Source organism: Mycobacterium sp. ITM-2016-00317, assembly GCF_002968295.1.
GTDB lineage: Bacteria > Actinomycetota > Actinomycetes > Mycobacteriales > Mycobacteriaceae > Mycobacterium.
In genome coordinates, this window is the sequence record NZ_CP134399.1 from 5,878,335 (window position 1) to 5,904,710 (window position 26,376).

The window sequence follows — 26,376 nt, forward strand, 5'->3', positions numbered from 1 at the left end:
TTGGCATAAACAATCAGAGGTGAAGTAGCACGTCGCCGGTCGTACTCCGGCGTCCGCCCGGCCGAGCCACCCGCCGCCAAGTAGTCACCTCCGTGACACTGGCCCGCCTCCGCCGATCACACGCGCGTCCACGCGCCTCTCCGGTCGCCCCGTGCGGCTCGCCCCAGGTGTGTTTCGTCATCCACCATCATTCGCTCGGCGAGCGCCCACTCTCCTCGCGCCCTTGGGCATCACCGAGGCCTCGGTCCGCACTGTCGGCGCAGCAGGCGCGCGGCCACCGAGATTCCGGCAGTGCCACCACCGACGACGACGATCTTGTGCTTCGCGGTGCTGACCTTCTTCCTGTGGCTCAGGCGTTCTGGCGGGCGTCGTCCCAGGCGCCGTAGCCGCCGAGGATGTCGCTGACGTCAACGAATCCGTTGCGCCGCAACAGGCTTGCGGCCACCGAGGAGCGGTAGCCGCCGGCGCAGTACACGACGGTCGGCTTGGCGGGGTCGAGTTCGTCCAGCCGCGACGGCAATTGGCCCACCGGGATCGACACCGCCTTCGGGATGGCACCGGCCTCGACTTCGCCCGGGTTGCGCACGTCGACGACCTGCAGGTCGGCCAGCGCGGCGGCGCGCTGATCGAAGGCCTGGGCCGTCAGCCGGGAGGCCATCTGCACATCGTCCCGATGGTCGAACATGACCTCGAACGGCCTGTCCAGGTAACCGATCACCCGGTCGAACCCGATGCGGGCCAGACGGGTCTTGGCCTCCAGTTCGTGGCCGGGCTCGGTGAACAGCACGATGTCGACGTCGGTGGGCACCACCGAACCGGCGAACTCGGCGTAGCGGCCCTCCAACCCGATGTTGACGGCCCCGCGCAGGTGACCCAGCGCGAACTCCTCGGGGCCGCGGCCGTCGACCAGGATCGCGCCCGCATTCATCGCGGCACGCACCTGCTCGTAGGTCATCGCTTCGGGCATCCTGGTCTCGTCCAGTAGCTCGCGGCCCTTGCGGTTGAGGACCGCGTTGTACACGAAGTAGGCCGGCGCGGGCGGCTGCCCCTCGGTGACCAGCGCCATGAAGGTGGCCTTGTCCGGGGCGCGCAGCGCGTAGTTGGTCTGCCTCTGCTCCCGGATGGTCGACGACAGCTCGGTCGACAGGTTCTTTCCGCAGGCCGAGCCTGCGCCGTGCGCGGGAAAGACCCGGGTGGCGTCGGGCAGCGTCATCAGCTTGCCGTGCAGTGAGTCGTAGAGTTTCTCGGCCAGTTCTTCGCGGGTGAATCCGATCGAGGCCAGCAAGTCGGGCCGGCCGACGTCACCGATGAACAGCGCGTCGCCGGTCAGGACGCCGTAGGGCACCTCGTCGCCGGCGCGCTCGTAGACCACGATGCTCATCGACTCGGGGGTGTGACCGGGGGTGTGGCGGAACTCCAAGGTGACGTCGCCCAGCGAGTAGCGCTCGCCGTCGGCGACGCCCGTCGACTCGAACTCGGTCTCGGCGACCGACGAGTACACGATCTTGGCGCCGGTGGCTGCGGCCAGTTCCAGGTGGCCGGACAGGAAGTCGGCGTGGAAGTGCGTCTCGATGACCAGTTCGATGGTGTAGCCGTTCTCCTTCGCGTCGGCCAGGTACTCGGCGATATCCCGCTGCGGGTCGACAACGACTGCGCGGCCGCTGTTTTCGTCGGCGATCAGGTAGGACGCGTGCGACAGACAGTCCAGGTAGTACTGGGTGAACTTCATGGTGAACGGACCTTTCGTCGGTTGGGCGGGTCGGGCTCCTGATCCCAGGGTGCCTATACCCCTCTGGGTATGTCAAGTACCCTCGGGGGTATCCATATTCCACTTCGCGCGTACCCCCGGGGGTATGTGTACCCTGAGTAGGGTATACCCCCGCCGGTATCAGATCGACGACCGGCCACCCTCTCGGAAAGGACCGCGATGACTTCGCCCGCCTCGACGCCCACCACGATCAACTCGCACGCACTCGACCAGATGCTCACCTCGGCCACCCCGCCGCGGGTGCTCGACGTGCGAACTCCCGGCGAGTTCGAGACCGCCCACATCGCGGGCTCTTACAACGTGCCGCTGGACCTGCTGCGCGAGCACCGCGACGAGATCGTCAAGCACCTCGACCAGCAGGTTGTGCTGGTGTGCCGCTCGGGTCAGCGCGCCACGCAGGCCGAGGCCACGCTGCGCGAGGCCGGCTTGTGCAACGTGCACGTCCTCGACGGCGGCATCACGTCATGGGAGGCCAGCGGCTTCACCGTCAACCGCGGCGCCCAGCGCTGGGACCTCGAACGCCAGGTCCGCCTGGTCGCGGGCTCGATCGTCCTCACCAGCATCCTGGGCAGCATCGCGGTGCCCAAGCTCAAGTGGGTCGCCGGCGCGATCGGCGGCGGACTGACCTTCGCCGCACTGTCCAACACCTGCGCGATGGGCATGCTGCTGGCCAAGCTGCCGTACAACCGCGGCGGGTCCTGTGACGCCCGGACCATCGTGTCGCAACTGGTCGACGAATGATCGCACTCGCCATCGGTCTGGCGGTGTTCGTCGGGATAGCGCTGGGCCTGCTCGGCGGCGGCGGATCGATCCTGACCGTCCCGCTGCTGGCCTACGTCGCGGGCATGGACGCCAAACAGGCCATCGCGACGTCACTGCTGGTCGTCGGCGTGACCAGTGCGGTCGGCGCCGTGTCCCACGCTCGCGCCGGCCGGGTGCAGTGGCGCACCGGCCTGATCTTCGGCGGGGCAGGCATGGCCGGCGCCTATGCCGGCGGTGTGCTGGCCCGGTTCATCCCGGGCACCGTGTTGCTGATCGGGTTCGCCGTGATGATGGTGGCCACCGCGGTGGCGATGCTGCGCGGCCGCAAGTCAGTCGACGAGAGCAGCACCGGTGACGATGCCGGGCGCAGGCTCCCGGTGCCGAAGATGCTGTCCGAGGGTCTGGTGGTGGGCCTGGTCACCGGCCTGGTCGGCGCGGGCGGTGGATTCCTGGTGGTCCCGGCGCTGGCGCTGCTGGGCGGGCTGCCGATGCCGGTCGCGGTCGGCACCTCGCTGATCGTGATCGCGATGAAATCGTTCGCCGGGTTGGGCGGCTACCTGTCCAGCGTCCAGATCAACTGGACCGTCGCGCTGGCAGTGACCGCCGCGGCCGTGGTGGGGGCACTGGTCGGTGCCCGGCTGACGGCGAAGGCCGACCCCGACGCGCTGCGCAAGGGTTTCGGCTGGTTCGTGCTCGCGATGGCGTCGGTGATCCTGGCCCAGGAGCTCCACCCAGGCGTCGGAATCGCCGCGGCGGTGCTGACTGCCATCGCCGTGATCATGACCGTGGCCTGCACCCGCTACACCCACTGTCCGCTGCGCCGGCTCGGTGCCCGGGGCGCCGCGGCATGACACCGGGAATACCCCCGCGGGTACCATCGCTGCCATATCCGAGGAAAGGAATCCGCCATGGTTGGTGACGAAGAAGCGATCGCTGCGGTGCTGAACAGGCTGCGCAGGGCACAGGGCCAACTCGCCGGCGTGATCGCGATGATCGAACAGGGCCGCGAGTGCAAGGACGTCGTCACCCAGCTGGCCGCCGTGTCGCGCGCGCTCGACCGGGCGGGTTTCAAGATTGTCGCCACCGGTTTGCGGGAATGCCTGACCGGAGACGCCGCCGACGGCCAGCAGCCGATGACCGAAGCGGAGTTGGAGAAGTTGTTCCTGGCCCTGGCCTGAATCGGGCGGGTCCGACGAGAGACCGGAGGAGACAATGGGTTACGCGTTGTCCACGACTCTGCACACCACGTTCGAGGACGCGGTCGAGCGCACCCGGAAGGCGTTGGCCGATCAGGGTTTCGGCGTGCTGACCGAGATCGACATGAAGGCCACGCTGAAGGCGAAGCTCGGCGAGGACATCGAGGACTACCTGATCCTGGGAGCCTGCAATCCGCCGCTGGCGCACCGCGCGGTCAACGCCGACCGCCAGATCGGGTTGCTGCTGCCGTGCAACGTCGCGGTGCGCTCCGACCCGTCGGCCGACGACGCCGTGATCATCGACGCGATGGATCCTCAGATCATGGTCCAGGTCTCGGATGCACCGGAGCTGCGTGAGGTGGCCGACGAAGCGGCCACCAAGCTGAGGGCTGCGATCGACGCTCTCGGATCCGCCGACCACTGACAGGAGGGCGCGACTTCGTGGACGTCGCCGTCATCGAGACTTCAGGCCTGGGCGACCGCAGCTATCTGGTGTGCGCCGACGGCATCGCCGTGGTGGTCGACCCGCAGCGCGACATCGACCGCGTTCTCAGCCTGGCCGGGGAACGCCAGGTACGGATCACCCATGTGCTGGAGACACATATCCACAACGACTATGTGACCGGAGGCCTCGAGCTGTCCCGGGTCACCGGCGCCGAGTACGCGGTGCCGGCCGGCGACGAGGTGGGCTATCCGCGGCGGGCCGTCGGCGACGGGGACGTCATCGACGCAGGCCCGATCACGTTGCAGGTGGTGCACACCCCCGGCCACACGCACCACCACGTCAGTTACGTGCTGCACGACTCCGACGGGTCGGTCGCCGGCGTCTTCACCGGCGGGTCGATGCTGCACGGGACGACCGGCCGCACCGACCTGCTGGGTGCCGAGCACACCGAGGAACTCAGCCACGCGCAGTACCACTCCGTCCGCCGATTGGCCGACGAGCTGCCCGATGCGGCCGAGGTCTACCCCACCCACGGCTTCGGCAGCTTCTGTTCGGCCACCCCCGCCAGCGGCGACTCCTCCACCATCGCCGAACAGCGCCGCACCAATCCCGCACTGACCCAGGATGAGCAGACCTACGTCGACGAGTTGCTCGCCGGTCTGGGCGACTACCCCGCCTACTACGCGCACATGGGCGTGATCAACGCGCAGGGTCCGGAGCCTGTCGATCTGTCCCTGCCCAGGCCGCTGGACCCCGACGAACTCCGGCGCCACATCGCGGCCGGCGACTGGGTGGTGGATCTGCGCACCCGCACGGCCTTCGCGACCGGCCACCTCGATGGCACGCTGTCTTTCGAGTTGTCCGATTCTTTCGTCAACTATCTCGGCTGGCTCTACTCATGGGGGTCTCCGTTGGTGCTGGTCGCCGACGACGTCGACCAGATCGCCGACGCCCGGCGAGAACTGGTGCGCGTCGGCATCGACGAAGTCAGCGGGGCCGCGGTCGGTGACATCGGCACGCTGGCCGGCGACACTCCGCTGCGGTCCTACCGGGTGGCCGAGTTCACCGATCTCGCCGGGGAACTGGGCGATTCGCCGCCGACCGTGCTCGATGTCCGGCAGAGCCGCGAGCACGACGAGGGCCATGTCCGCGGCGCGCTCAACATCCCGTTGCACGAACTCGGCAAGCGGCTGGCCGAGGTTCCGTCGGGCGAGATCTGGGTGCACTGCGCGTCCGGGTACCGCGCGGCGATCGCCGCGTCGATGATCGACAGCGACGACCGCCGGGTGGTCCTCGTCGACGACACCTTCGAGAAAGCCGGCGAGCTGAACATCGTCGGGTAGCCCTACCAGGCGAACAACAGCACCCCGGCCACGGCCAGTGCGAAGGCGATCGTGGCAGCCCCGATCAGCACGACCTCATTCTGCGGCGCGGCGAGGACCACCCGACCGGCCACCACCGGGCTGTCCCTGATCTGCCGGGACCGCCGGTAGCCGAGCACGAGGACCAGCAGGGCCAGCAGCGCCGCGAGCACCGCCAGCCATATCCGCTCCGGACCGAGCGGCCCGTGCTGGCGCAGCAGGACCAGCGCCCCACCCACCAGGAATCCGAACGAGCTTCTCTCCCAGGACAACAGGGTGCGCTCCCCCGGCAGCCCCGGCTTGCTCGGCGCGCGGCGAGCCATGTCACTGACCGGCCGGCGGCCAGACCACCAGTACCACGAGCACCACCATGGTCACCACGAAGATCCCGCCGCCCAGCAACAACGGCACATGGGTGGTCGGCAGGTCCTCGTCGCGCCGCATCGCGGTCTGGACGTGCTGCCAGCGCCGCACCGCCAGGGCGGCCAGCACTCCGCCGCCCGCGGTGAGCACCACGCTCAGGCCGTGGCGTACCCCGGGAATGCCGAAGGACGGCACGAACTGGACCACGGCGATGCCCCCGGCGATCAGCGCCAGCGCCGTCCGGATCCACGCCAGGAAGGTCCGCTCGTTGGCCAACGTGAAGCGATAGTCGGGTTCCTGCTCCCCCGAGCTCATCGGCGCACGTCCCTTCGAGCACACATCGCGGTCAGCCTACGTCGCCACCGGGCGAGAACGGACCATCCACGTCACGTGATCGGCGGGTTCCTCGTGATGGTCGGTCATGCCGCCCCCGTGTCCGTCCCGTTGCACATCGGGCACGGCGGCTCAGCCCGATGTGGCCATGCGCTTCCATACCGCCTCGCAGGTCTGCGCCGCGCGGTCGAGTGCCTCCGGGGAGACTTTGGACGCCTGGTAGAAGCTGCGTTCGATCATCCAGCACAACGCTCGTGCCAGCGCCTGCGCATCGGCCGGCCCGTCACCGGTCGGTACGCCGCCGCGGCGCAGGACCTCGGCGATGGCGTCGATGGACACCTCGGCGGCGCCGGTCCACATCCGGTCGACCTCCGGCACGGTGGAGCCGAGATCGACGGCCATGCGCATCACCGGGCCGTGCTCGCGCCACAGCTGTGCGGTGCGCTGCAGTGCGGCGGCGATGACCTCGTCCACCGGACCGGTGTCGGTGCGGGCGGAACCCGCCTTCTCCTGCAGGGCCTGCACGGTGCGGGCGACCAGCGCCGTGAGCACCTCTTGCTTCGACCCGAAGTAGAAGTACAGCGCGCCGCGGGTGATTCCGGCCGCCGCAGCGATGTCACCGACGGTCATGCCGGCATAGCCGGTGGACGAGAGCAGGTCCTCGGCGGCATCGAGGATCTGCCGCTCACGCAGGTCACCCTTGCGTACCGCGGGGGCCGTGCGCCGCGAGGGCCAGGATTTGGTCACCGTTCTCCGAACACTCCTACCGGCGGCCAGTTGTGCACCGTCAGCGAAATCGGTACTGCGAGAGAGGCGGTCCCACCGCCTGATGTCCTCCTCGACGGCAGCCCGGGCCGCGCCGATCAACCTCAGAGCGTCCGAGCCGAGAACGAGATGCGCCGGCGGGTCAGCCTCGTCCAGTATCGCCAGGACCGCATCGGCGGCCTTCGCGGGGTTACCCAGCTGATTACCGCTCGCGTGGACACGCGCCTCGCGAAGGGGTTCGAACAACGCGTCGTAGTCGGCGATGGAACGCTGCGCACGGGTCATCGATCGGCCCGCCCAGTCGGTGCGGAACGATCCCGGCTCTATCGCTGTGACGTGAATGCCGAACGAGGCCACCTCTTTACGGAGGCCTTCCAGCATCCCCTCGACGGCGAACTTGCTCGCACAGTAGGCGGACATCCCCGGGACCGCCATCAGACCGGCCATCGACGTGACGGCCATCAGGTGGCCGGCACGCCGTTCGCGCATGTACGGCAGCGTGGCCTGCAATGTGGCTGCGACGCCGAAGACGTTGGTGGCGAACTGCGCCCGGAGTTCCGACAACGGCGTCTCCTCGAAGACTCCTTCGAGGCCGTATCCGGCATTGGCGATCACGACGTCGATGGGCCCGACTGTCGATTCGACGTCAGCCACCGTCGCGAAGACGGCCGAATCCGCGGTCACATCGAGGATGCGGGCGTGGGCACGCCCGGGCGCCAGCGACCTGAATGCCGCGGCGTCCTCGGTTCTGCGCACCGTGCCCACCACCTGGTGCCCGGCCTCCAATGCCCCGATCGCGAACGCCCGCCCCAGGCCGCTACTCACGCCGGTGATGAGAAAAGTCCTCACAAGTCCTCCTGGAACGTCACTGATCTACACAGTGTCGACTCTGTTCGACGGTCCGTCAAGTAAGTACCTCCTCGTCCGCTCCGGCCGAGTCGGGCGCTAACGTAGTCGGGTGACTACGGCAGAAGGTGGCCCCACCGATGCCGCAGCACGCATCCGACCGGTCGTGCTGTCGCACGCGGCTGACCTGTTCGCCGAACGCGGCCCGGCGGCGACGACCCTGCGTGACATCGCCGCCCGTTCGAAGGTCAACGCGGGACTGATATTTCGTCATGTCGGCAACAAGGACGCCGTGGTGGCGGCCGTGCTCGACCACCTCGCCGACGAGCTTGCGGTCGCGCGGGACTCGGACATGCCGCCCGACGAGATCGAAGCCCGCGCCGAACGGAGCTGGCGGGTGATCGCCCGCGCGCTGCTGGACGGATTCGACGTGGGCGGGCTCCAGCACCGGTTTCCCAACATCGAGCAACTCGTCGCGGCCGCCCGCGAACACTGCGACGACGATTACGCGGCTCGGGTTGCCACCGCGGACGCCCTCGCCCTCCAGCTGGGCTGGCGACTGTTCGGCCCTTACCTGAGGGCCGCGACCGGGTTGAGCGACCGCCGCGGCCGTACCGTCCCCAAACCACCGGTGACCGGTCCGCTCGGCGAGCATCTCGCCGACCCCCGCGGCCTACCGCAGGACTGAGGCATCGCCGCTCCGCGCCGACGTCAGCGACTCCCCTCCAAGGACGAAGCGCCCGCGGCGGTGTCGGCCGAGCGCCGGCGTCGTCGCGCAGCCGACACGATCAACCAAGCGGCCGAGACGAGGAAGTAGAAGGCGCCGAACGCGGCATACGGCGCGATGTCGGCGACGCTGGGCACCTCCGGGGCGCCGGCCGCCCGCAGGAACATCGCGCCGGCAAACGCCGATTGCGCACCGCTGATGATCATGACCCACTGGCCTCCGGCGAGCTTCCAGCGGCGCACCGCCGTCGCCAACTGGAGCAGACCCGACAGGGCGGCCCACACTCCGAATACGCCCAGAACGGCGTTCATGCTCGCAGCGAGCGCGAACGCCACGGCGACTGTGGTCACGATGCTGACCGCGGCGTTGAACGTCTGGGTGGGATTACGCCGGAGACCGCCGTTGCGCCGGGCGTCGACGACATTCGCCAGGGCGTCCCAGGCCGGATAGATCAACAGCAAGGTACTTGCGACGATCGGGGACTGAGGGCCGACAGCCACCGCGGCCGCAACCCAGACGAGCGAAACCACACCCCGCAGTGCGTAGTAGGACTTCAGCCACCGGTCGGTATCCGAGGACTCCCGGCCGTTGAGCGCGTTGTCTGTCATCGTCTCTCCTCAAACGAGGCGCAAGCGTGAGGCGCTCACTCCTCCTGTTGTGCCACAGGGATTTTCGCTATTGGCACCCGTTGGACGACGTTGTGGTACGGGATGCCGGCCTGCGCAGCGGGGGTGGTTACCCAAATTCCGGATGCGCATGCAGTCAGCTGACTACACGCTAATGTAGTCAGCTGACTACGGCAAGGCGTGGCTGGCAGCCTGAACGTGGACGCCACTCGTTGCCAGAACTTCCGCGGTCTGGATGCCGACCTTGCGGAGCCGGGGGTAGCCTTCGAGTGGGTCCTCTCGCTTTCGACGCGGAATGCGATGGGAAGAAGCGGTGTTGACCAGAACGGTGCCGCATCGATGCCGATGCGGCAAAGTCGTGTCTTGTTGCGTGTAAACCACTGCGCACCAACACGTTCCGCGCGTGTGCACCGTTACCTGCTTCAATGGGGTCGGAGCTCGGGAGGGGAGTTGAAGGTGGGTATCAGAAAGGTCTTGGCGTTACCCGGCGCGGCGGCACTGGCGATGATGGCGGTGTCGACCAGCCTGGCGTCGCCCGTTTCTGCCCAGGAGTGTCCGGACGTCGAGGTGATATTCGCCCGCGGAACCAATGAGCCACCGGGTGTGGGCCCTACGGGGCAGGCGTTCATCGATGCACTACGCCCGCAGATCGGCGATAAAACGCTGGCCGTATATCCGGTCAACTACCCGGCCATCGACCAATGGGCCACCGGCGTGGAAGGCGTCAGGGACGCGAGCACCCGCATCCTCTCGATGGCAAGTACCTGTCCCAGTACGGATCTGGTGCTCGGCGGGTACTCACAGGGCGCGGCCGTGGCCGGGTTTGTCACCTCGGCGGCGGTGCCCGCCGGCGTGGATCCCGCGACGGTGCCCAAGCCACTGGATCCCGAGGTCGCCGAGCACGTCGCCGCCGTTGTGCTGTTCGGTATGCCGAACCCTCGGGCGATGGGTTTCCTCGGCGAGCCGACGGTGACCATCGGTCCGCTTTACGTGTCGAAGACGAGCGCGTTGTGCGCCGTCGAAGACCCGGTGTGTTCGGACGGACTGAATTTCGCCATGCACACCCCTGGCAGCTACAACGGCGACCTGACCCAGCGGGGAGCAGAGTTCGCCGCCAGTCGCCTCAACGGAACCGGCGACGTGACGCCGCGCTGAGTTCGCCCTCGACACGCACCGGCCTGCCCGGGACGCAGACCGATTGGGGGGCAGGGCAAGTCGCGGAGATCAGCTCGGTACGGCCGCCTTCAACGTCGCCAGCGCGGCGGCACTGAGCCGGGCAAGCTCCTCGGCGCCCTCGGGATCCAGTGCGCTGCCGACGATCTCGGCCATCCGCCGGTTGGTCGCCTGCTCGGCCTCGGCAAAGCGGTCCTTCTTGTCCGCGCCGTCGCCGTACGGCTCGGGCCAGCCGAACATCGCGGTATACCCCGGGCCCTTGTTGAGCATGTGCGCTTCCACCGGGGTGACGCCCGACAGGGACAGCGCGTTGAAGTGCAGCCCGGCGCGCAACTCCCGCAGCACGAACATCACCTGAAGCGCCCTGGCGGGGGCATCGTCGGCCAGCGGCATCGCGCGCCAGCCGGCGAACAACGGCAGGCTCGCGATCGGCGTCGCCGCGATGATCTTCTCCCCCAGCGCCGCAATGCGGTCCAGCCCGTCGGCTGCCGCGAGGTACTGACGCCCGAACTCGGCGGTCTGGTCCCAGTAGACCTCCGCCGCCCCGGCCGCGCCGCGCACAGCGATCCCCTCGTCCCACATCGCCGCCAGCCCGGTCGGCTCGAACACCGCGAACACCGCGGCGACGGTGGTGCCGGTGGCCTCGCCCAACACCCCGCCCCGGCCGGCGACATAACCCGCCAGCGGATTCTCGTAGCCGGCGGCGACGCTGCCGGCGTACGTCTGTGGATGCAGCATGAACACCGCAACCGCTTCCTCGATGGCCGCGCCGGCGGCTGCCACGGACTCGATCAGGCCGGTATCACTCATGGGGGGAAGGGTAGCGCTGCCACTTGTGGCAGCGCGACAAACGCGGCGCGATGTCCTTGTGTCGCTGGTCCAAGCCCCGCACGGCGATTCTGGCCACCATGGAGAGTGTCGACGTCTGTCCGTCGCCGGAGACCATTGCACAGGAGGCAAGCACAGTGCGCCCGCACAGAGCCAGGAGTGAGCACGAGGCCGGTACCGATCGGGCCGGGGACGACGGCTGGACGCCGTTCAGTCTCGACGTTCCTCGGCTCCCCCTCGTCACGCGGCTGCGGGGGCGCCACCCGCTCGTCCGTTCCGTGGACCGGATCGAGGCCGCGTTGCTGGTGTTGGCAGTGGCGATGTCGCTCTTCGCTCTTCCGATCGCCGCCGCGGCGGGCACGGCCGTCTACGACTCGCTGCGCCACAGCCACGTCGAGCAGACCGCGAACCGCCAGATGGTCGAGGCGACGGTCGGTGAGGTGTCGGTGCGGGGTGATCGGACCCGCCGCGCCGATGTTCCGGCCACCTGGATCGTCGGCGGCGTCCAGCACAGCGGCACGGTGCGGGCGCCGGCGACCGTCGAGCCCGGCGACACCGTCGAGGTGTGGGTCGACGAGGCCGGCAGGCAGGTTCCAGCACCGGCGTCGGTCGGTTCGGCCCCGGCGCAGGCCGTGACCACGTCGGTGCTGATCTGGGCGGGCGCCGTCGTCGTCGCGGCGTCGATGTTCGGGATCGGCCGCGCGCTGTGCTCCCGCGCTCGTGACACCCGCTGGGACAGCGGTCTGCACAAGCTGGCGGATTCCGGCGGCGGGCCCGCGCGGGACCGCCCCTGATCACACCTTTGACAACATTGTCACTTAGTGACACAGTGGTGCTGTCACTAAGTGACAGGAGGTTGTGAACATCGGCACCAAAGACAAGCAGGAGCACGCACGCCTGCAGGTGTCGCGGCACGCGTGTGAATTGTTCTGGGACCGGGGCGTCTCTGCCACCAGCGGGGACGACATCGCCTCGGCGGCAGGGCTTTCCACCCGCACGGTGTGGCGTTACTTCCGCAGCAAGGAAAGCTGCGTGGAGCCGGTGCTCGCGCAGTCCGCACAGCGTTTCATCACACTGGCCCGGCAGTGGCCGAAAGAGTTGTCCCTCGCCGACCACCTGGCCGCCTACACCGCCCGCAATCCGCTGACCGAAGAGGAGATCGTCGATGTGCGGAGCGCACTGCGCATCGCGACCGTGTCGGTGCGGGAACCCGCGTTGCGGACCTCCTATCTGATGGTGCACGACCAGATGGAGCGTGACTTCATACCCGTTGTCGCCGAACGGCTTCGCCTACCCGAGCAACACCTGACCGTTCGCCTGTGCGCCGCCGCGGTCACCGGCGCGTTCCGCGTCATCGACGAGGAGGTAGGCCGTCGGGTGATCACCGACAACGAGAAGGTCAGCCAAGCCGAGGCACTCGACATGATCGACCGGGCCGTCACCGACGCCACCAACGGCCGGTTCGGCGGACCCGTCGCGGACTGACCGGAAACACCCAGTACGACAACCGCATACGCACGCATCCCGGCCGTGGACACCCGCCCGGTGATCGACTCTGCGCTGCTGACCCCAGGAAGGGCCCACATGGCACTGCCCGAGCACATCTCCGTCGAAGACTTCTTCAACCCGCCCACCCGCGCCGGAGCGATCATTTCGCCCGACGGCCGTCGCATCGCGTTCCTCGCACCGTGGAAGAACCGCCTCAACGTGTGGGTCCAGGACCTCGACTCCGACGAGGCGCGGTGCGTGACGGCCGACGACCAGCGCAGCGTGCACCATTTCGACTGGACCGACGACCCGCGCTGGATGATCTATCTCCAGGACACCGCCGGTGACGAGAACTGGCACCTCTTCCGCATCGATCTCGACGATCCCGAGGCCTTACCCGTGGACCTGACCCCGTTTCCCGGTGTGATCGCCGCACCGATCCGGGAGGTCAAGAACGGCAAGGCGGTGGTGATCACGAACCGGCGTGACGTCCAACTGTTCGACGTGTACGAAATCGACATCGCCACCGGTGAGTTGACACTGCTCGCCGAGAATCCCGGAAACGCGTCCGACTGGCTCTGCAGCGACAACGGTCACCTGTTCGCGACGTCGCTGACCCCCGACGGTCATGTCGAACTGTCCCGGTGGGACGGCGACGCGGCGACACTGACCCCCATCGCGACGTTCGACGGGTCGGATCGCCCGTTGGGCATTTACCCCCTCGTGCTCACCCCGGACGGCACCGGGGCGTGGATGGGTTCCAGCAAGGGCACCGACCGGACCCGCCTGGTCCGCGTCGATCTGACCACGGGCGAGGAGACCGAGGTGGACAGCCACCCGGAATTCGATCTCGACATCCACGGCCTCTTCGATCCCCTCCGGTCACAAACCCTGATCCAGGACCGGAGCACCGGCGCGCTCATCGGTGTCCGCTACCAGCGTGAGCGACAGGTGATCCATGCGCTCGAGCCGCACTTCGCCGACGTGCTCGCGAATCTGGAGAAGTTGTCCGACGGTGACCTCGGCCGGATCACATCCGACGAGAAGGGCCGGCGCTGGGTGGTCAGCTTCACCCACGACCGCGATCCCCACGCCACCTATCTGTACGACCACGACACCGGCGAGAGTCGGCTGCTGTACCGGCCGTACCCGCACCTCGATCCCGAGCAGCTGGCCCCGATGCAGCCGGTGGCGATCACCTCACGGGACGGCCTCACGCTGCACTCGTATCTGACCCTGCCGGTCGGGGTGGAGCCGAACGGGCTGCCGATGGTCCTGATGGTGCACGGTGGCCCGTGGTATCGCGACAGCTGGGAGTACAACCCCGCCGCGCAGCTACTGGCCAACCGGGGATACGCGGTGTTGCAGGTCAACTTCCGCGGCTCGCTGGGCTTCGGCGCATCGTTCCTGAAGGCCGCGATCGGCGAGTTCGCGGGCAAGATGCACGACGATCTGATCGACGCTGTGGACTGGGCCGTCCAGCAGGGCTACGCCGACCGGGATCGGGTCGCGATCTTCGGCGGGTCCTACGGCGGCTACGCGGCGCTCGTCGGCGTCACGTTCACCCCGGACGTCTTCGCCGCCGCGGTGGACTACGTCGGCATCTCCGACCTGGCCAACTTCATGCGGACCCTGCCGCCGGTGGGACGCCCGCACCTGGCCAACAACTGGCACCTCTACGTCGGCGACCCCGACGACCCCGAGCAGCTGGCCGACATGATGGCCCGCTCGCCCATCACCAGGGTCGACCAGATCCGCACACCGCTGATGGTGATCCAGGGCGCCAACGACGTCCGCGTGGTGCACGCGGAGTCCGACAACCTGGTGAACGCTCTGCGTGCCCGCGGCGTCGAGGTGGAGTATCTGGTCCAGACCGACGAAGGCCACGGCGCGGTCAACCCCGAGAACGTGATCGAGATGTACCACGCGATCGAACGATTCCTCGCCCGCCACCTGAAGGATTGACCTCGGCGGGGAGACCGTCGCCGCTTTCCCCTTGGTTCGGCGCGTCGCCGGGAGCATCATCGGTCAGGTGACGGTGTCTGTCGGCGCGTCGCAAGATCCGTCGACACGCGACGCCGCCGAGGTGGCACGTGACCTTGCAGTCGAACCTGCGACCGGCCTCACCTCGGCGGAGGCCGACCGCCGCCTCCAGCGCGACGGACCCAATACGTTGCGGGCCAAGGCGCCGGTGCCGATGTGGCGGAAGGTCCTTCGCCAGTTCCAGGATCCCCTGGTCTATCTGTTGCTCGTCGCGGCTGCGATCTCGATGGCGGCCTGGGCGGCCGAGGGGGCGGCCGGCGCACCGATCGACGCGCTGGTCATCGCCGCGATCGTCCTGCTCAACGGCATCCTCGGGTTCGTCCAGGAGAGCAGGGCCCAGGCAGCGGTCGACGCGCTGCAATCGATGACCGCGGCGACCTCGACGGTGCTGCGTGACGGAGAACTGCGCACGGTGTCGTCGACGGACCTGGTGCGCGGGGACGTTCTCGTGCTCAACGAGGGCGACGCCGTCGGCGCCGATGCGCGGCTGCTCACGGCCGCGGCGCTGCGCCTGGCCGAGGCGTCGCTGACCGGCGAGAGCGAACCGGTGACCAAGGCCGCCACCACGTTGGCACACCCGATGCCCCTCGGTGACCGCACGGACATGGTGTTCCGCGGCACCTCGGTGGTCCAGGGAGTGGGTCGCGCGGTCGTCACCGCCACCGGGATGGGCACCGAGGTCGGTGCGATCGCCGAGATGCTGGAGACCACCAAGGAGGACACGACCCCGCTGCAGAAGGAGATCGCGGGGGTCAGCAGGCTGCTGGGCGTCACGGTCATCGTCATCGCCGTGGTGGTCATGGCCGTCACCGCGCTGGTGAACGAGATCTCCACGTTGAGCCATCTGGTCACCGTGCTGCTGCTGGGCGTCTCCCTCGCCGTTGCGGCGGTTCCCGAGGGGCTGCCCGCCATCTTGTCCGTCGTGCTGGCCATCGGGGTCCAGCAGCTGGCCAGGCGCAACGCGGTGGTGAAGCAGCTGCACTCGGTGGAGACCCTGGGTTCGGCCACCGTCATCGCGTCGGACAAGACCGGCACCCTGACGAAGAACGAGATGACGATCCAGCGCATCCGCACCGCCTCGGGCGAGGTCGAGCTGACCGGCGTCGGTTACCGCCCCGACGGCGCGGCACTGACCGGCGGCCGGCCGTTGACCGATCCGGCGCTCTCACGCGAGGCGCGGATGGTGCTCACCGGCGGCACCCTGGCCAACAACGCGCAGCTGACCGTGCACGACGACGAATGGCAGATTCAGGGCGACCCGACCGAGGCGGCGTTCCTGGTGGCCGCCCACAAGCTCGAAGGCGCCGCCGATCGTGCGCGGCAGTTCGAGCGGCTGGGCGAGATCCCGTTCACGTCGGAGCGGAAGATGATGTCCGCGTTGGTCGCTCGGAGCGACGAAAACACCGGGGTCGCTCGGAGCGACGAGGACACCGGTGTCGCCGGCGACGACACGGGCACCGCAGTGGTGGCCAAGGGCGCGCCCGACGTGCTGCTGAAGCGCTGCACCGCCGTCCAGGTCGGGGATCAGGTGGTACCGCTCGATCCCGACCGGCGCGCGGCGGCAGCCGCGGCCGTCGAAGAACTGTCCGCGCAGGCCTACCGCACGCTGGGGGTCGCCTACCGCCGGGTCGATGCCGACACCGCCGACGATCTCGACGCCGATGACGAACAGGATCTCGTGTACCTCGGCGTCGTGGGGATCATCGACCCACCCCGCCCCGAAGTGGCAGCCGCCGTCGCCGAGGCCCACCGGGCGGGCGTGCGGGTCATGATGATCACCGGCGATCACCCCACCACCGCGGCGCGCATCGCCGAGGACCTCGGCATCGTCGGGCCGGGAGCCGTCGCGGTCACCGGCGCCGAACTCGACGCGCTGTCCCCCGATCGGCTTGCACAGGTGACGGCCGCGACGTCCGTCTACGCCCGGGTCGCACCGCGGAACAAACTCCAGATCGTCGACGCGCTACAGGCCCGCGGTGAGGTCGTGGCGATGACCGGCGACGGTGTCAACGATGCGCCCGCACTGAAGGCAGCCGACATCGGTGTGGCGATGGGGATCACCGGGACACAGGTGACCAAGGAAGCCGCGAAGATGATCCTCGCCGACGACAACTTCGCCACCATCGTCATCGCGGTCCGCCAGGGCAGGGCCATCTTCGACAACATCAAGAAGTTCCTGCGCTACCTGCTGTCGTCGAACATGGGTGAGGTCTTCACCGTGTTCTTCGGCGTGGTGCTCGCCGGCTTCATCGGGATCACCGCCGCGGAGGGCGAGACGATCGTCGTACCGCTGCTGGCCACTCAGATCCTGTGGATCAATCTCGTCACCGACTCCGGGCCCGCGCTCGCGATGGGCGTGGATCCGGAGATCGACGACGTGATGTCCCGGCCGCCGCGACGCCCGACCGATCGCCTCATCAACCGGGAGATGTGGCGGGGCATCATGTCCATCGGGTTGGTCATGGGCATCGCCACGCTGTTGACGATGGACATCTTCCTGCCGGGCGGTCTGGTGGCGGGATCGGATTCGCTGGACGTGGCGCGCACCGCCGGGTTCACCGCGCTGGTCTTCGCGCAGTTCTTCAACGCGTTCAACTCCCGCTCCGAGACCACCAGCGCGTTCCACGGTCTGTTCAGCAACCGCTGGCTGTGGGCCTCGGTCTGCCTCGGCGTGGTGCTGCAGGTTGCGGTGGTGCAGATACCGCTGCTGCAAACCGCTTTCGGCACGGCCTCACTCGACCTGACCCACTGGGCGGTGGCGATCGCGATGGCCTCGACGGTGCTGTGGTTCGACGAGCTCCGCAAGCTGGCGTTGCGCACACGGCGGACAGGACGGAGATGACGACGATTTCGCGGACCGTGCACGCCGCACACGACCTTGCCGGCCACCTTGAGTAGTTCCCCGACGCCGTCGCCCAGCAGCATGTGCGGCTGCCCGTCAGGCCCGCGGCGGCGGTGGCGGCGGCGCTCCGGCGGGCGGGGGGATCTTCGGGTAGCTGCGCCCACCCGTCGGCGCCGAGGTGGAGGTGGCCGCGGCGGCGGCGCCGGCACCGACCGGAAGCGGCCGGCCCGGAGAGGGATCCCAGTCGGTGTCGACCAGGCGCTTCTGCACCAGGATCGCCAGGCTCAGCAGGATGACGCCGATCATCAGCATCGTCACCATGCCCCACACGGTGCCTAGCTTGGCGGCATTACCCAAAAGAATTCCGTACCAACCGAAGTCGGTGTCACCGAAGGTGGTGTTCTCCGAACCGAAGGAGCCGAGCACCCGCACCAGCAGCGCAGGCAGGAACGTGATCAACAGGCCGTTGACGAACCCACCCGCGACCGCCCCTCGTCTACCGCCGGTGGCGTTGCCGTACACCCCCGCCGCGCCGCCGGTGAAGAAGTGCGGCACCAGGCCGGGCAGCACCAGCACCCAGCCGAACGCCGGTCCCAGCCACACCGAGAGCACTGCCAGCCCGACCAGACCGGCAACGAAGCTTGAGATGAATCCGATCAGCACCGCGTTCTGCGCGTACGGGAACACGATTGGTGCATCGAGGGCGGGCACCGCGCCCGGCACCACCCGTTCGGCGATTCCTTGAAATGCCGGTACCAGTTCACCCAGGATGGTGCGCACGCCGAACAGGATCACCGCAACGGACACTCCGAAGCTCAGTCCTTCGGTGACGCCCCTCATCAAGAAGTTGCCGACATCCACGGCAGCCCCGGCGCCGGTGTCGTCGGCGTAGGCGGCGAATGCGGTCTCCTGACCCGCTCTGGCCAGATACAGCAACGAGACGGCCAGATACATCAGCACCATCGACAAGGCGGTGGCGACCATCGAATCACGCAGGAACCGCAGAGATTCGGGCAGTTTGAGATCTTCGGTGGACCGGCTCTTGGACCCGCCCACGAACCGGCCGGTGACGCCCGAGGCGATATAGCCCAGGGTGCCGAAGTGGCCGATGGCGATGCTGTCGTCACCGGTGATGCGTCTGGTCCAGGGTTGAGAGATCGCCGGTAGCGACACCATCACCACGCCGAGTAGGAAGCCGCCGAGAAGGATGACGACGGGGGTGTCCAGTCCTGCGGTGGCCAGCACGATGGTCAACAGCGTCGCCATGAACAGCGCGTGGTGACCGGTGAGGAACACGTAGTGCAGCGGCGTGAACCGGGCCAGCACCAGGCTGACGGCGAAGCCCAGGATCATCAGCCAGGCCACCTGCGCCCCGTACTCGTCCTGCGCGATACCGACGATGGCCTCGTTGGTCGGTACCACGCCCTGGGTGCCCGCGGCGCCCTGGATCATCACACCCAGCGGTTCCAGCGAACTGACCACCAGTCCCGCTCCGGCGTTGATCAACAGGAAGCCCAGCGTGGCCTTGAGCGCGCCGCCGATCACCTGACCGGCGGACTTGCGCAGCGCGATCAGGCCGACGGCGGTGATGATGCCGATCAGATATGCAGGGACTGCGAGGATCTCGTTGACCAGGAATTCGGCGATGCCGACCAGCCAGTTCATCGGGCTCCTAGACGTCGTAGGAATCGCGCAGCGCGCTGTCCACTTCGGCGGTGGAGGTGAAGTTGTCGATCACCTTGACCGGTACCCCGACGTCGCCGAGGGTACGGGCGATCTCACCGGAGGTCAGAATCAGGTCGGCGCTCTTGGCCTTGCCCTTCGCCGAGATGGTGTCGGTGGCCTCGACGGTGATGAACGGCGCCCAACCCCAGGTCTGCAGCACCTGCTCGAGCGTGTTCTTCAGGAAGAGGCTGGTGCCCAGCCCGTTTCCGCACACCGTGAGGATCAGGTTGTTGGTCTGTGCGCGCGCGGCTGCGCTCGTCGCCGGCCGCGCACCACCGAGCAGCTCCATGACCTCGGCGGGCGTCGTCGCGGAGTCCAGCGCCGCGCGCTTGGCCTGGTCCCCGAGCACCTTCGCCAGTTGCGCCATCGCCGCGTTGTGCGCGCCCGCGTCGACCGCGGCCAGCGCCACCACCAGAGTCACCGGGTCGTTGGTCTTGTGTCCGAATTCGACCGGTTCGGCCAGCCGGACCCAGGACATCCCGGTGCGGTGCACCGCAGGCGAGGACCGGGCGTGCGCGAACGCGAAGCCGGGGGCCACCACGATGTACGGGCCGTTGGCCTCGACATTGGCGATCATCGAGTCGGTGTAGGCGGCGTCGGCGATCCCTGCCTGGTCCAGGAGCCGACCGGCGGCCTTGATCGCCGCCTGCCAGGTGTCGGCGTGCACGTCGAGCGCGATGCGCTCTTGGGACAGCAGATCGGCCAGCTCCGCCATGAACCCCACCCTAGACTCCCGCGGCCGGGCCGATGCGCTTTCCGGCCCCCGCCGTCCGCAGACCGGGAAACACATTCCGCGTGCACTGCGTTGCACCCTCCTGCCCGGCATCAGCGGGATCAGCCGGCCAAGGGAGGTACGTCGTGAAAATCCGTGACACCGAATCGTTCCTGATCGTCGGTGCCGGCGAACTCGGGACGGCAGTCGTCGACGCGCTGTCTGCACATATCCGCAAACGCCGAAGCGGTGACACGATCGCAGTCCTGCTCCGCCCGGCAGCCTCCCCGTCGGCGGGCAGAGCGCAACTGCTCCGCGACCTCGACACCTCTGGAGTCACCGTGGAATACGGCGACGTCGCCACCGCGTCGGTACCGGAACTCGCCGACCTTTTCGGCCGATACGACACCGTGATCAGCTGCCTGGGCTTCGCCGCCGGGGCGGGCATCCAGGTCAAGCTCGCCGAGGCGGCCCTGTCGGCGCAGGTACGGCGGTATCTTCCTTGGCAATTCGGAGTGGACTACGATCTGATCGGCAGAGGGAGCCCGCAGACCCTGTTCGACGAGCAGCTCGATGTGCGCGACATGCTGCGAAGCCAGGAGCACACCGACTGGCGCATCGTCTCGACCGGCATGTTCACCAGCTTCCTGTTCGATCCCTCATTCGGAGTGGTCGACCTACCCTCGCGCACCGTGCACGCGCTGGGCGATTGGGACACCGAGGTCACCGTCACCACCCCCGAGGACATCGGCACGCTCACGGCCGCGGTCCTGCACGCTCCACCGGGCGCCACCGACAAGGTCGTCCACGTCGCTGGGGACACCCTCAGCTACGGCCGGCTCGCGGACGTCGTCGAGGACGTGCTCGGTACCGAGGTGCGCCGGGTGCGCTGGTCGACCGAGCATCTCGATGCCGAACTCGCGGCGGATCCGCAGGACTCCATGAAGAAGTACCGCGCCGTCTTCGCCCGCGGCGTCGGCGTGGCCTGGCCGAAGTCGGCGACGTTCAATGCCCGCAATGGCATCGACACGACGACTGCACACGAGTGGGCCAGGAAGAACCTCGCACCGGCGCTCGAGTCCTGACTATGTTGTCGGACTGACGGATTCGGTCAGAGATCCAGGACGACGGGTGTCGCCGGCGCCGCGACACAGGGCAGGCAGTTGCCGTCGGCGGGCTCTTCCAGAGGTTCGGGGCCGTAGCGGATCCGTCCGGCCAACAGCCCCGTTTCACAGGTGTGGCAGACCCCGGTGCGGCACGACCATCGGGTGGGGATGTCGCACGCTTCGGCGAACTCCAGCAGGCTGGCATATCCGGAACCCCAGGGCGCGGAGATGCCACTGCGCGCGAACTGGACGACCGGCCCGTCGCCCACCGGTCCTGCGGGTTGATGCGGTGGCAGGGCGGACGCGGCGGCGATGCCCGGGGTGACGGCGGCGCGGCCGCCGAAGGCCTCGACGTGGATGGCGTCCCGGCGCATTCCGTGGTCGACCAGCACGCGGGCGATGTCGGCCATGAACAGATCCGGTCCGCATACGAACACCGATGCGTCCCTGGGTATCTGCAGCTCGGCGAGGGCTTCTGCGGTGATGCGGCCCCTGCGGTCGTAGTCGGCGCCGGGCCGGTCGGATCGTCCCGGCCGGCTGTAGAAGACAGCGCTGCGACTGCGCGGGAGGCGACGCAGCACCGCGCGTGCCTCGTCGGCGAACGGGTGTTCCGCACCATTGCGGGCGGTATGGATCCACCACAGCGGCCGATCGGGCCGGTCCGCGCTGAGTGCATGCAGCATCGACAGCACCGGGGTGACGCCCACCCCGGCCGACAGCAACACCAGGGGCCGTGCCGCGTCGTCGAGAACGAAGTCACCGCGCGGTGCGGCAATATCGATCTCGGCGCCGACCGGCAACTGGTCGTGGAGGTAATTGCTTGCAGTACCGCTGGTTTCCCGTTTGACCGCTATCCGGTACAGGTGTGCGGTCGGACTGTTGCACAACGAGTAGCTGCGTACCGCCGTCGCGTCCCCGACAGGGACGCGCACCGCAATCGACTGCCCGGCCCGCCGCGGCGGTAGGGGTGCGCCGTCGGGATCGCCGAGGGTCACCGAACGGACGTCACGGCTCTCGGCCCTGGCCGCGACGACGCGCAGTGCGCGGAACCCCGGCCAGGCCGGTGGCCCGGTGGCGGCGCCGGTCAACCCGCTGTTCCCCGATACGGCGGAATCACTCTGCGCCAGCAGGCTTTCCACCGATCCCTGCCATCCCGGGCTGAGCGCCGGGATGCGCAGCGCGCGTTCGAGGCTGTCGCGGGGGTGCCCCGGCAGATAGAGCAGCCCGTCGATGTCGGCGACCGTCACGGCCTCTGGCCCCTGGCTGATCTGTTCGATCGGGTGCCCCGCTTCGATCTCGCCCTCGGCGAGCACGCGGCAGTAGAAACCCGGCCGACGGTGGGCGACGAGCAGCGCCGCCATCCGGGGCTCGCGGATTCGGATCCCGACGCGGTAGCAGGTCACCCGGGGCTGGGTCACTTCCAGCACCACGTCGCCGATGCGGTAGCGGTCGCCGATGCACACCTCGCTGTCGGGCAGGCCGTCGACGGTGAGGTTCTCCCCGAACACGCCCGGCGAGAGGTCGTCGCGGCCGAGTTCGCGGGCCCAGTGGCGGTAGGACTCCATCTGGTAGACCAGCACGGCGCGGTTCTCCCCGCCGTGTCCGGCCAGGTCGCCCTGACCGTCGCCGTCGATGTTCAGCCGCCGGACCGTACGCGGCCCCGCCACCGGCGTTTTCCAGATACCCGTGTGCACCACGCGGCCGTTCCAGTCGACGTCCGCGGGCATTCCGACGTTCACCGACAGCAGCGTGGCCGGGCCTCTGGTGTCGGCGGCCGTCAGCACAGCGGAAGCTCGGCGTCGGGACCGCGTTCGTCGTCGCCGCGGGGACCGAAGATCCGGCGCTCGGCCGGCTCGATACGTACGTCGTTGATGCTGGCCTCGCGCCTGCGCATCAGGCCGTGGTCGTCGAACTCCCACAGTTCGTTGCCGTAGCTGCGCCACCACTGGCCGGAGCCGTCATGGCATTCGTACTGGAACCGGACTGCGATGCGGTTTCCGCTGTAGCTCCACAGGCTTTTGCGCAACGCGTAGTCGAGTTCCCGCTCCCATTTGGCGGTGAGGAACTCGACGATGGCGTCCCGGCCCGTGACGAACTGGTCGCGGTTCCGCCACACGCTGTCGACGGTATAGGCGAGGCTGACCCGGTGCGGGTCGCAGCTGTTCCAGGCGTCCTCGGCCGCCTGGACCTTCTGCCGGGCGGTGTCGAGATCGTAGGGCGGAATGGGCGGGCGGGCCTCGGTCATCCCCGATGCTCCCATGAACCGAAGCAGCCCCGCCGGACAATGATTCCAGCCAACGATCCAGCCACGGCTCTGGCCGGTCCGAGGAATCGGCCCTATGCTCGGCCGCACGACCGCGCCGATCCGCTGGGAGCAGGATGAGCATCTCCGACCCCCCGCACGGAACCTCCCCCGGCGCTGCAGCGGACGCGTCGACCTTGCCGTTGCGGGTCAAAGCCGGGCTAGTTAGCGGCGAATCGTTCTGGCACACCAAGTCCGCCGCCGGACTGCCCGCGGTGACACTGACCGACGGCCCCCACGGCGTGCGGATTCAGCCTGGCCTGTCAGATCACCTCGGACTCGCCGCAAGCGAGCCGGCGACCTGCTTCCCCCGCCGCCGGCCTGGCGCAGAGCTGGGATCGCGAGCTGGTCGAACGGGTGGGTCGCGCGCTCGCCGACGAGGCCCGCGCGCTCGGGGTCGACGTCCTGCTCGGTCCCGCGGTCAACATCAAGCGCGATCCGCGCTGCGGGCGCAACTTCGAGTACTTCTCCGAAGATCCCCTGCTGAGTGGAACATTGGGCGCCGCGTGGGTCGAGGGAGTGCAGGCCGGTGGTGTGGGGGCGTCGGTCAAGCACTTCGCGGCCAACAACGCCGAGTACGACAGGATGCGCTCGGACTCCCTGGTCGGGCCGCGGGCGCTGCGGGAGATCTACCTGAAGAGCTTCGAGCGGGTGGTCACCGCATCCCGGCCGTGGACGGTGATGTGCTCCTACAACAAGATCAACGGCGTCTACGCGTCCGAGAACCGTTGGCTGCTCACCGATGTCCTGCGTGAGCAGTGGGGCTTCGCCGGTGCGGTGGTCAGCGACTGGGGCGCGGTCGCCGACCGGGTCGCGGCGCTTGCGGCGGGTCTGGACCTCGCCATGCCCGGCGGCGACCCGTCCCTGGACGAGGACGTCGTCGACGCCGTCGAGGCCGGACGACTCGACCCGACCGTCGTCGACGAAGCAGCGGCCCGGGTCCTCGACCTGCTTGCCCGCGCCGCCCGCAACACCGAGCCCGCAACCGCGGTCGACCTGGACGCCCACCACGCGCTGGCCCGCGAAGCCGCCGCCCGCAGTATCGCGCTGCTGAAGAACACCAGTGACCTGCTGCCCCTGCGGCACGACGCCACGCTGGCCGTCGTCGGCGCGTTTGCCGCGCACCCCCGGTACCAGGGTGGCGGGAGTTCGCACGTCAACGCCGCCAGGCTGGACATCCCGCTGGACGAGATCCGTGCCCGCGCGGCCGGTGCGGTCACCTATGCGCCCGGATACGGCGGCGGCGACGACCCGCAGCGCCTCACCGACGATGCGGTCGCGACCGCGGCGGCCGCCGACGCCGCCGTGCTGTTCCTCGGACTACCCGACAGCGCGGAATCCGAAGGATACGACCGGACCGACATCGAGCTGCCGGCTGAGCAGTTGCGTCTACTGGCGGCTGTCGCTGCGGCGCAACCTCGCACGGTCGCCGTGCTGTGCCACGGCGGTGTGGTCCGGCTGGCCGACGTGGACCGGCTGGCGGCGGCGGTCCTCGACGGCGCCCTTCTGGGCCAAGGCGGGGGTGCGGCGGTCGCCGACGTGCTGTTCGGCGTGGTCAACCCCAGCGGTCGGCTCGCCGAGACGGTGCCGGAGCGTCTGCAGGACACGCCGTCCTTTCTGAACTTCCCGGGCGAACACTCCCGGGTCCTCTACGGCGAGGGGATCTTCGTCGGGTACCGCGGCTACGACGCCCGAGCCGTCGAGGTGACCTATCCGTTCGGGCATGGGTTGTCCTACACGACGTTTCGCTACGACGCCGCCACCGCCGTCGTCGAGGGCGACGAGATCGTGGTCACGGTCGCGGTGACCAACACCGGACCTCGCGACGGTCGCGACGTGGTGCAGGTCTACTCCGCCAAGCCGGTGTCCGGCATCGCCCGGGCCCCGCAGGAGCTGCGGGGATTCCAGGTCGTCGAGCTTGCCCGCGGAACCACCAGTCCGGTGACGGTGCGCATCCCGCGCACGGATTTCGCCTACTGGGACGATCGCGTCGACAAATGGGTGGTCGAAGGTGGCGAGTACAGCCTGCGGATCGGGCAGTCGAGCCGGAACATCCTCCACACCACCGTGATTCACCTCGACGGTGACGACGTGCGAGTCCCGCTCACCGAGAACTCGACGATCGGCGAGGTGTTCGCCCATCCGGTCGCCGGGCCGCGGCTCATCTCGATCTTCCAACAGAACATGGCGGCCATGCCCGACCAGGACAGCCTGGGGACCGAGACGTTGAAGATGATCGAGTCCATGCCCCTGGGGCGACTGAAACTCTTCGGGGTCGCGCTCAGCCGCGACGTGCTCGACCACCTCCTGCAAGCCCATCCGTGACGGCCGCGGTGTCGTCGGCGAGGTGGCTGATATCGGCGAGGACGCTGACCTGCCTGTTGTGGAAGTAGTCGTCCTCAACGAGGGTCGTGATGCTCCCCGGGGCCGCCGTGAAGCCGGCGCGGTCGACATGCGCGATCGGTACCCCGAGCCAATCGGTGATCACGTAGGTCAAGGCGAAACCGTGGGTCACGATCACGATGTCTTGTGTTGAACCAGAGAGTATTTCGTCCACGGCAGAGTAGATCCTCGCGGCGAACTCACCTTTGGTCTCCGCACCGGGGATTCCTTCGTCATGGGACATTCGGTCGCCGGTGACCGGCGGCGGGATGAATCGCGCATCGAGCCAGCTCTGCGGCCTGCCTTCGGCTACCCCGTAGGACTTCTCGCGCAATCGCTGGTCGAGCACCGGGACGGTGTTCAGTGCCGCCGCGACGACCTCGGCCGTGCGTCGGGCGCGCAGCAGATCAGAGGAGAACACCTCGGCCCCGCAGCCCGTGAGCACGTCACCCAGCGCACGGCCGATGGCGGTGGCATGCCGGGCGCCACGCGCCGTCAGGTCGGAGTCGTGCCAGCCTCCGACCACGCCGTCGACGTGGTGCGTCGCCTCCGGGTGGGTGACGACATAGATGCGCCTGCCATG

General features: G+C 68.6%; 23 protein-coding genes and 2 pseudogenes. 13 read left to right on the forward strand and 12 right to left on the reverse strand.

Annotation, left to right across the window (positions count from 1 at the left end; translation table 11 throughout):
• Nucleotides 1–349: 349 nt before the first annotated feature.
• Nucleotides 350–1,729, reverse strand: coding sequence for a rhodanese-like domain-containing protein (locus tag C6A87_RS28210; protein ID WP_311115250.1), 1,380 nt, complete (start codon nt 1,727–1,729; stop codon nt 350–352).
• A gap of 198 nt (nt 1,730–1,927) precedes the next feature.
• Between C6A87_RS28210 and C6A87_RS28215 the strand changes: the two genes are divergently transcribed.
• The 5 genes from C6A87_RS28215 to C6A87_RS28235 are packed head-to-tail and all read left to right on the forward strand — an operon-like array spanning nt 1,928 to nt 5,514.
• Nucleotides 1,928–2,509 carry a rhodanese-like domain-containing protein gene (locus C6A87_RS28215; protein WP_311115251.1) on the forward strand — a complete coding sequence of 194 codons (582 nt, stop codon included), beginning with the start codon at nt 1,928–1,930 and terminating at the stop codon, nt 2,507–2,509.
• Nucleotides 2,506–3,381 carry a sulfite exporter TauE/SafE family protein gene (locus C6A87_RS28220; protein WP_311115252.1) on the forward strand — a complete coding sequence of 292 codons (876 nt, stop codon included), beginning with the start codon at nt 2,506–2,508 and terminating at the stop codon, nt 3,379–3,381. Before C6A87_RS28215 ends, C6A87_RS28220 begins: the two co-directional genes overlap by 4 nt.
• A 57-nt stretch (nt 3,382–3,438) precedes the next feature.
• Entirely contained in the window at nt 3,439–3,708 is a 270-nt protein-coding gene (locus tag C6A87_RS28225; protein WP_311115253.1) for a metal-sensitive transcriptional regulator, read from the forward strand.
• Nucleotides 3,709–3,742: 34 nt separating this feature from the next.
• Nucleotides 3,743–4,150: a DUF302 domain-containing protein gene (locus tag C6A87_RS28230; RefSeq protein ID WP_311115254.1), complete on the forward strand. Its 408-nt coding sequence runs from the start codon at nt 3,743–3,745 to the stop codon at nt 4,148–4,150.
• Nucleotides 4,151–4,167: 17 nt separating this feature from the next.
• The gene (locus tag C6A87_RS28235) at nt 4,168–5,514 is read left to right on the forward strand and encodes an MBL fold metallo-hydrolase (RefSeq protein WP_311115255.1); all 1,347 of its coding nucleotides are present in this window, start codon (nt 4,168–4,170) and stop codon (nt 5,512–5,514) included.
• 2 nt (nt 5,515–5,516) lie between these two features.
• Here the strand turns inward: C6A87_RS28235 and C6A87_RS28240 are convergent, their stop codons facing one another.
• From C6A87_RS28240 to C6A87_RS28255, 4 genes and pseudogenes are all read right to left on the reverse strand, one after another.
• Nucleotides 5,517–5,855, reverse strand: coding sequence for a DUF202 domain-containing protein (locus C6A87_RS28240; protein WP_311115256.1), 339 nt, complete (start codon nt 5,853–5,855; stop codon nt 5,517–5,519).
• Nucleotide 5,856: 1 nt separating this feature from the next.
• Entirely contained in the window at nt 5,857–6,210 is a 354-nt protein-coding gene (locus C6A87_RS28245) for a DUF202 domain-containing protein (RefSeq protein WP_311115257.1), read from the reverse strand.
• 150 nt (nt 6,211–6,360) lie between these two features.
• On the reverse strand, nt 6,361–6,858 hold the full coding sequence (locus C6A87_RS28250) for a TetR/AcrR family transcriptional regulator (RefSeq protein ID WP_396837135.1): 498 nt from the start codon (nt 6,856–6,858) through the stop codon (nt 6,361–6,363).
• A 138-nt stretch (nt 6,859–6,996) separates the two neighbouring features.
• Nucleotides 6,997–7,842 (reverse strand): annotated as a pseudogene (locus C6A87_RS28255) (oxidoreductase); the annotation flags it as partial.
• Between the two features lie 109 nt (nt 7,843–7,951).
• Between C6A87_RS28255 and C6A87_RS28260 the strand changes: the two are divergent.
• Nucleotides 7,952–8,527: a TetR/AcrR family transcriptional regulator gene (locus tag C6A87_RS28260; RefSeq protein ID WP_311115258.1), complete on the forward strand. Its 576-nt coding sequence runs from the start codon at nt 7,952–7,954 to the stop codon at nt 8,525–8,527.
• A gap of 23 nt (nt 8,528–8,550) precedes the next feature.
• Here C6A87_RS28260 and C6A87_RS28265 read toward each other — a convergent pair whose 3' ends face one another.
• Nucleotides 8,551–9,174, reverse strand: coding sequence for a DUF308 domain-containing protein (locus C6A87_RS28265; protein WP_311115259.1), 624 nt, complete (start codon nt 9,172–9,174; stop codon nt 8,551–8,553).
• A gap of 522 nt (nt 9,175–9,696) precedes the next feature.
• On the opposite strand from C6A87_RS28265, the gene C6A87_RS28270 reads away from it, so the two are divergent.
• Entirely contained in the window at nt 9,697–10,347 is a 651-nt protein-coding gene (locus tag C6A87_RS28270) for a cutinase family protein (protein WP_311118113.1), read from the forward strand.
• Between the two features lie 69 nt (nt 10,348–10,416).
• On the opposite strand, the gene C6A87_RS28275 is transcribed toward C6A87_RS28270, so the two are convergent.
• On the reverse strand, nt 10,417–11,175 hold the full coding sequence (locus C6A87_RS28275; RefSeq protein ID WP_311115260.1) for an SCO6745 family protein: 759 nt from the start codon (nt 11,173–11,175) through the stop codon (nt 10,417–10,419).
• Nucleotides 11,176–11,471: 296 nt separating this feature from the next.
• On the opposite strand from C6A87_RS28275, the gene C6A87_RS28280 reads away from it, so the two are divergent.
• From C6A87_RS28280 to C6A87_RS28295, 4 genes are all read left to right on the forward strand, one after another.
• Entirely contained in the window at nt 11,472–11,987 is a 516-nt protein-coding gene (locus tag C6A87_RS28280; protein ID WP_311115261.1) for a DUF3592 domain-containing protein, read from the forward strand.
• Nucleotides 11,988–12,051: 64 nt separating this feature from the next.
• The gene (locus tag C6A87_RS28285) at nt 12,052–12,678 is read left to right on the forward strand and encodes a TetR/AcrR family transcriptional regulator (protein WP_396836950.1); all 627 of its coding nucleotides are present in this window, start codon (nt 12,052–12,054) and stop codon (nt 12,676–12,678) included.
• Nucleotides 12,679–12,777: 99 nt separating this feature from the next.
• Nucleotides 12,778–14,646 (forward strand): S9 family peptidase, encoded by a 1,869-nt coding sequence (locus C6A87_RS28290; protein WP_311118115.1) that lies wholly within the window; start codon nt 12,778–12,780, stop codon nt 14,644–14,646.
• Nucleotides 14,647–14,713: 67 nt separating this feature from the next.
• The gene (locus C6A87_RS28295; RefSeq protein WP_311115262.1) at nt 14,714–17,566 is read left to right on the forward strand and encodes a cation-translocating P-type ATPase; all 2,853 of its coding nucleotides are present in this window, start codon (nt 14,714–14,716) and stop codon (nt 17,564–17,566) included.
• Between the two features lie 96 nt (nt 17,567–17,662).
• Here the strand turns inward: C6A87_RS28295 and C6A87_RS28300 are convergent, their stop codons facing one another.
• Complete coding sequence (locus tag C6A87_RS28300) at nt 17,663–19,231, reverse strand: PTS ascorbate transporter subunit IIC (protein WP_311115263.1); 1,569 nt, start codon at nt 19,229–19,231, stop codon at nt 17,663–17,665.
• 7 nt (nt 19,232–19,238) lie between these two features.
• Nucleotides 19,239–20,006, reverse strand: a complete 768-nt coding sequence (locus tag C6A87_RS28305; RefSeq protein WP_311115264.1) for a PTS sugar transporter subunit IIA — start codon at nt 20,004–20,006, stop codon at nt 19,239–19,241.
• Between the two features lie 143 nt (nt 20,007–20,149).
• Between C6A87_RS28305 and C6A87_RS28310 the strand changes: the two genes are divergently transcribed.
• Nucleotides 20,150–21,088, forward strand: coding sequence for an aromatic alcohol reductase (locus C6A87_RS28310; RefSeq protein WP_311115265.1), 939 nt, complete (start codon nt 20,150–20,152; stop codon nt 21,086–21,088).
• A gap of 26 nt (nt 21,089–21,114) precedes the next feature.
• Here C6A87_RS28310 and C6A87_RS28315 read toward each other — a convergent pair whose 3' ends face one another.
• Both C6A87_RS28315 and C6A87_RS28320 read right to left on the reverse strand, forming a co-directional pair.
• Entirely contained in the window at nt 21,115–22,836 is a 1,722-nt protein-coding gene (locus C6A87_RS28315; protein ID WP_311118116.1) for an MOSC and FAD-binding oxidoreductase domain-containing protein, read from the reverse strand.
• A 50-nt stretch (nt 22,837–22,886) separates the two neighbouring features.
• A complete protein-coding gene (locus tag C6A87_RS28320) occupies nt 22,887–23,354 on the reverse strand; it encodes a nuclear transport factor 2 family protein (protein WP_311115266.1) in 468 nt (155 codons plus the stop codon).
• A 134-nt stretch (nt 23,355–23,488) separates the two neighbouring features.
• On the opposite strand from C6A87_RS28320, the pseudogene C6A87_RS28325 reads away from it, so the two are divergent.
• A pseudogene (locus C6A87_RS28325) lies at nt 23,489–25,736 on the forward strand (glycoside hydrolase family 3 C-terminal domain-containing protein).
• Here C6A87_RS28325 and C6A87_RS28330 read toward each other — a convergent pair.
• Entirely contained in the window at nt 25,693–26,364 is a 672-nt protein-coding gene (locus C6A87_RS28330) for a histidine phosphatase family protein (protein ID WP_311118117.1), read from the reverse strand. The pseudogene C6A87_RS28325 and the gene C6A87_RS28330 sit on opposite strands and share 44 nt — an antisense overlap.
• Between the last annotated feature and the right edge of the window lie 12 nt (nt 26,365–26,376).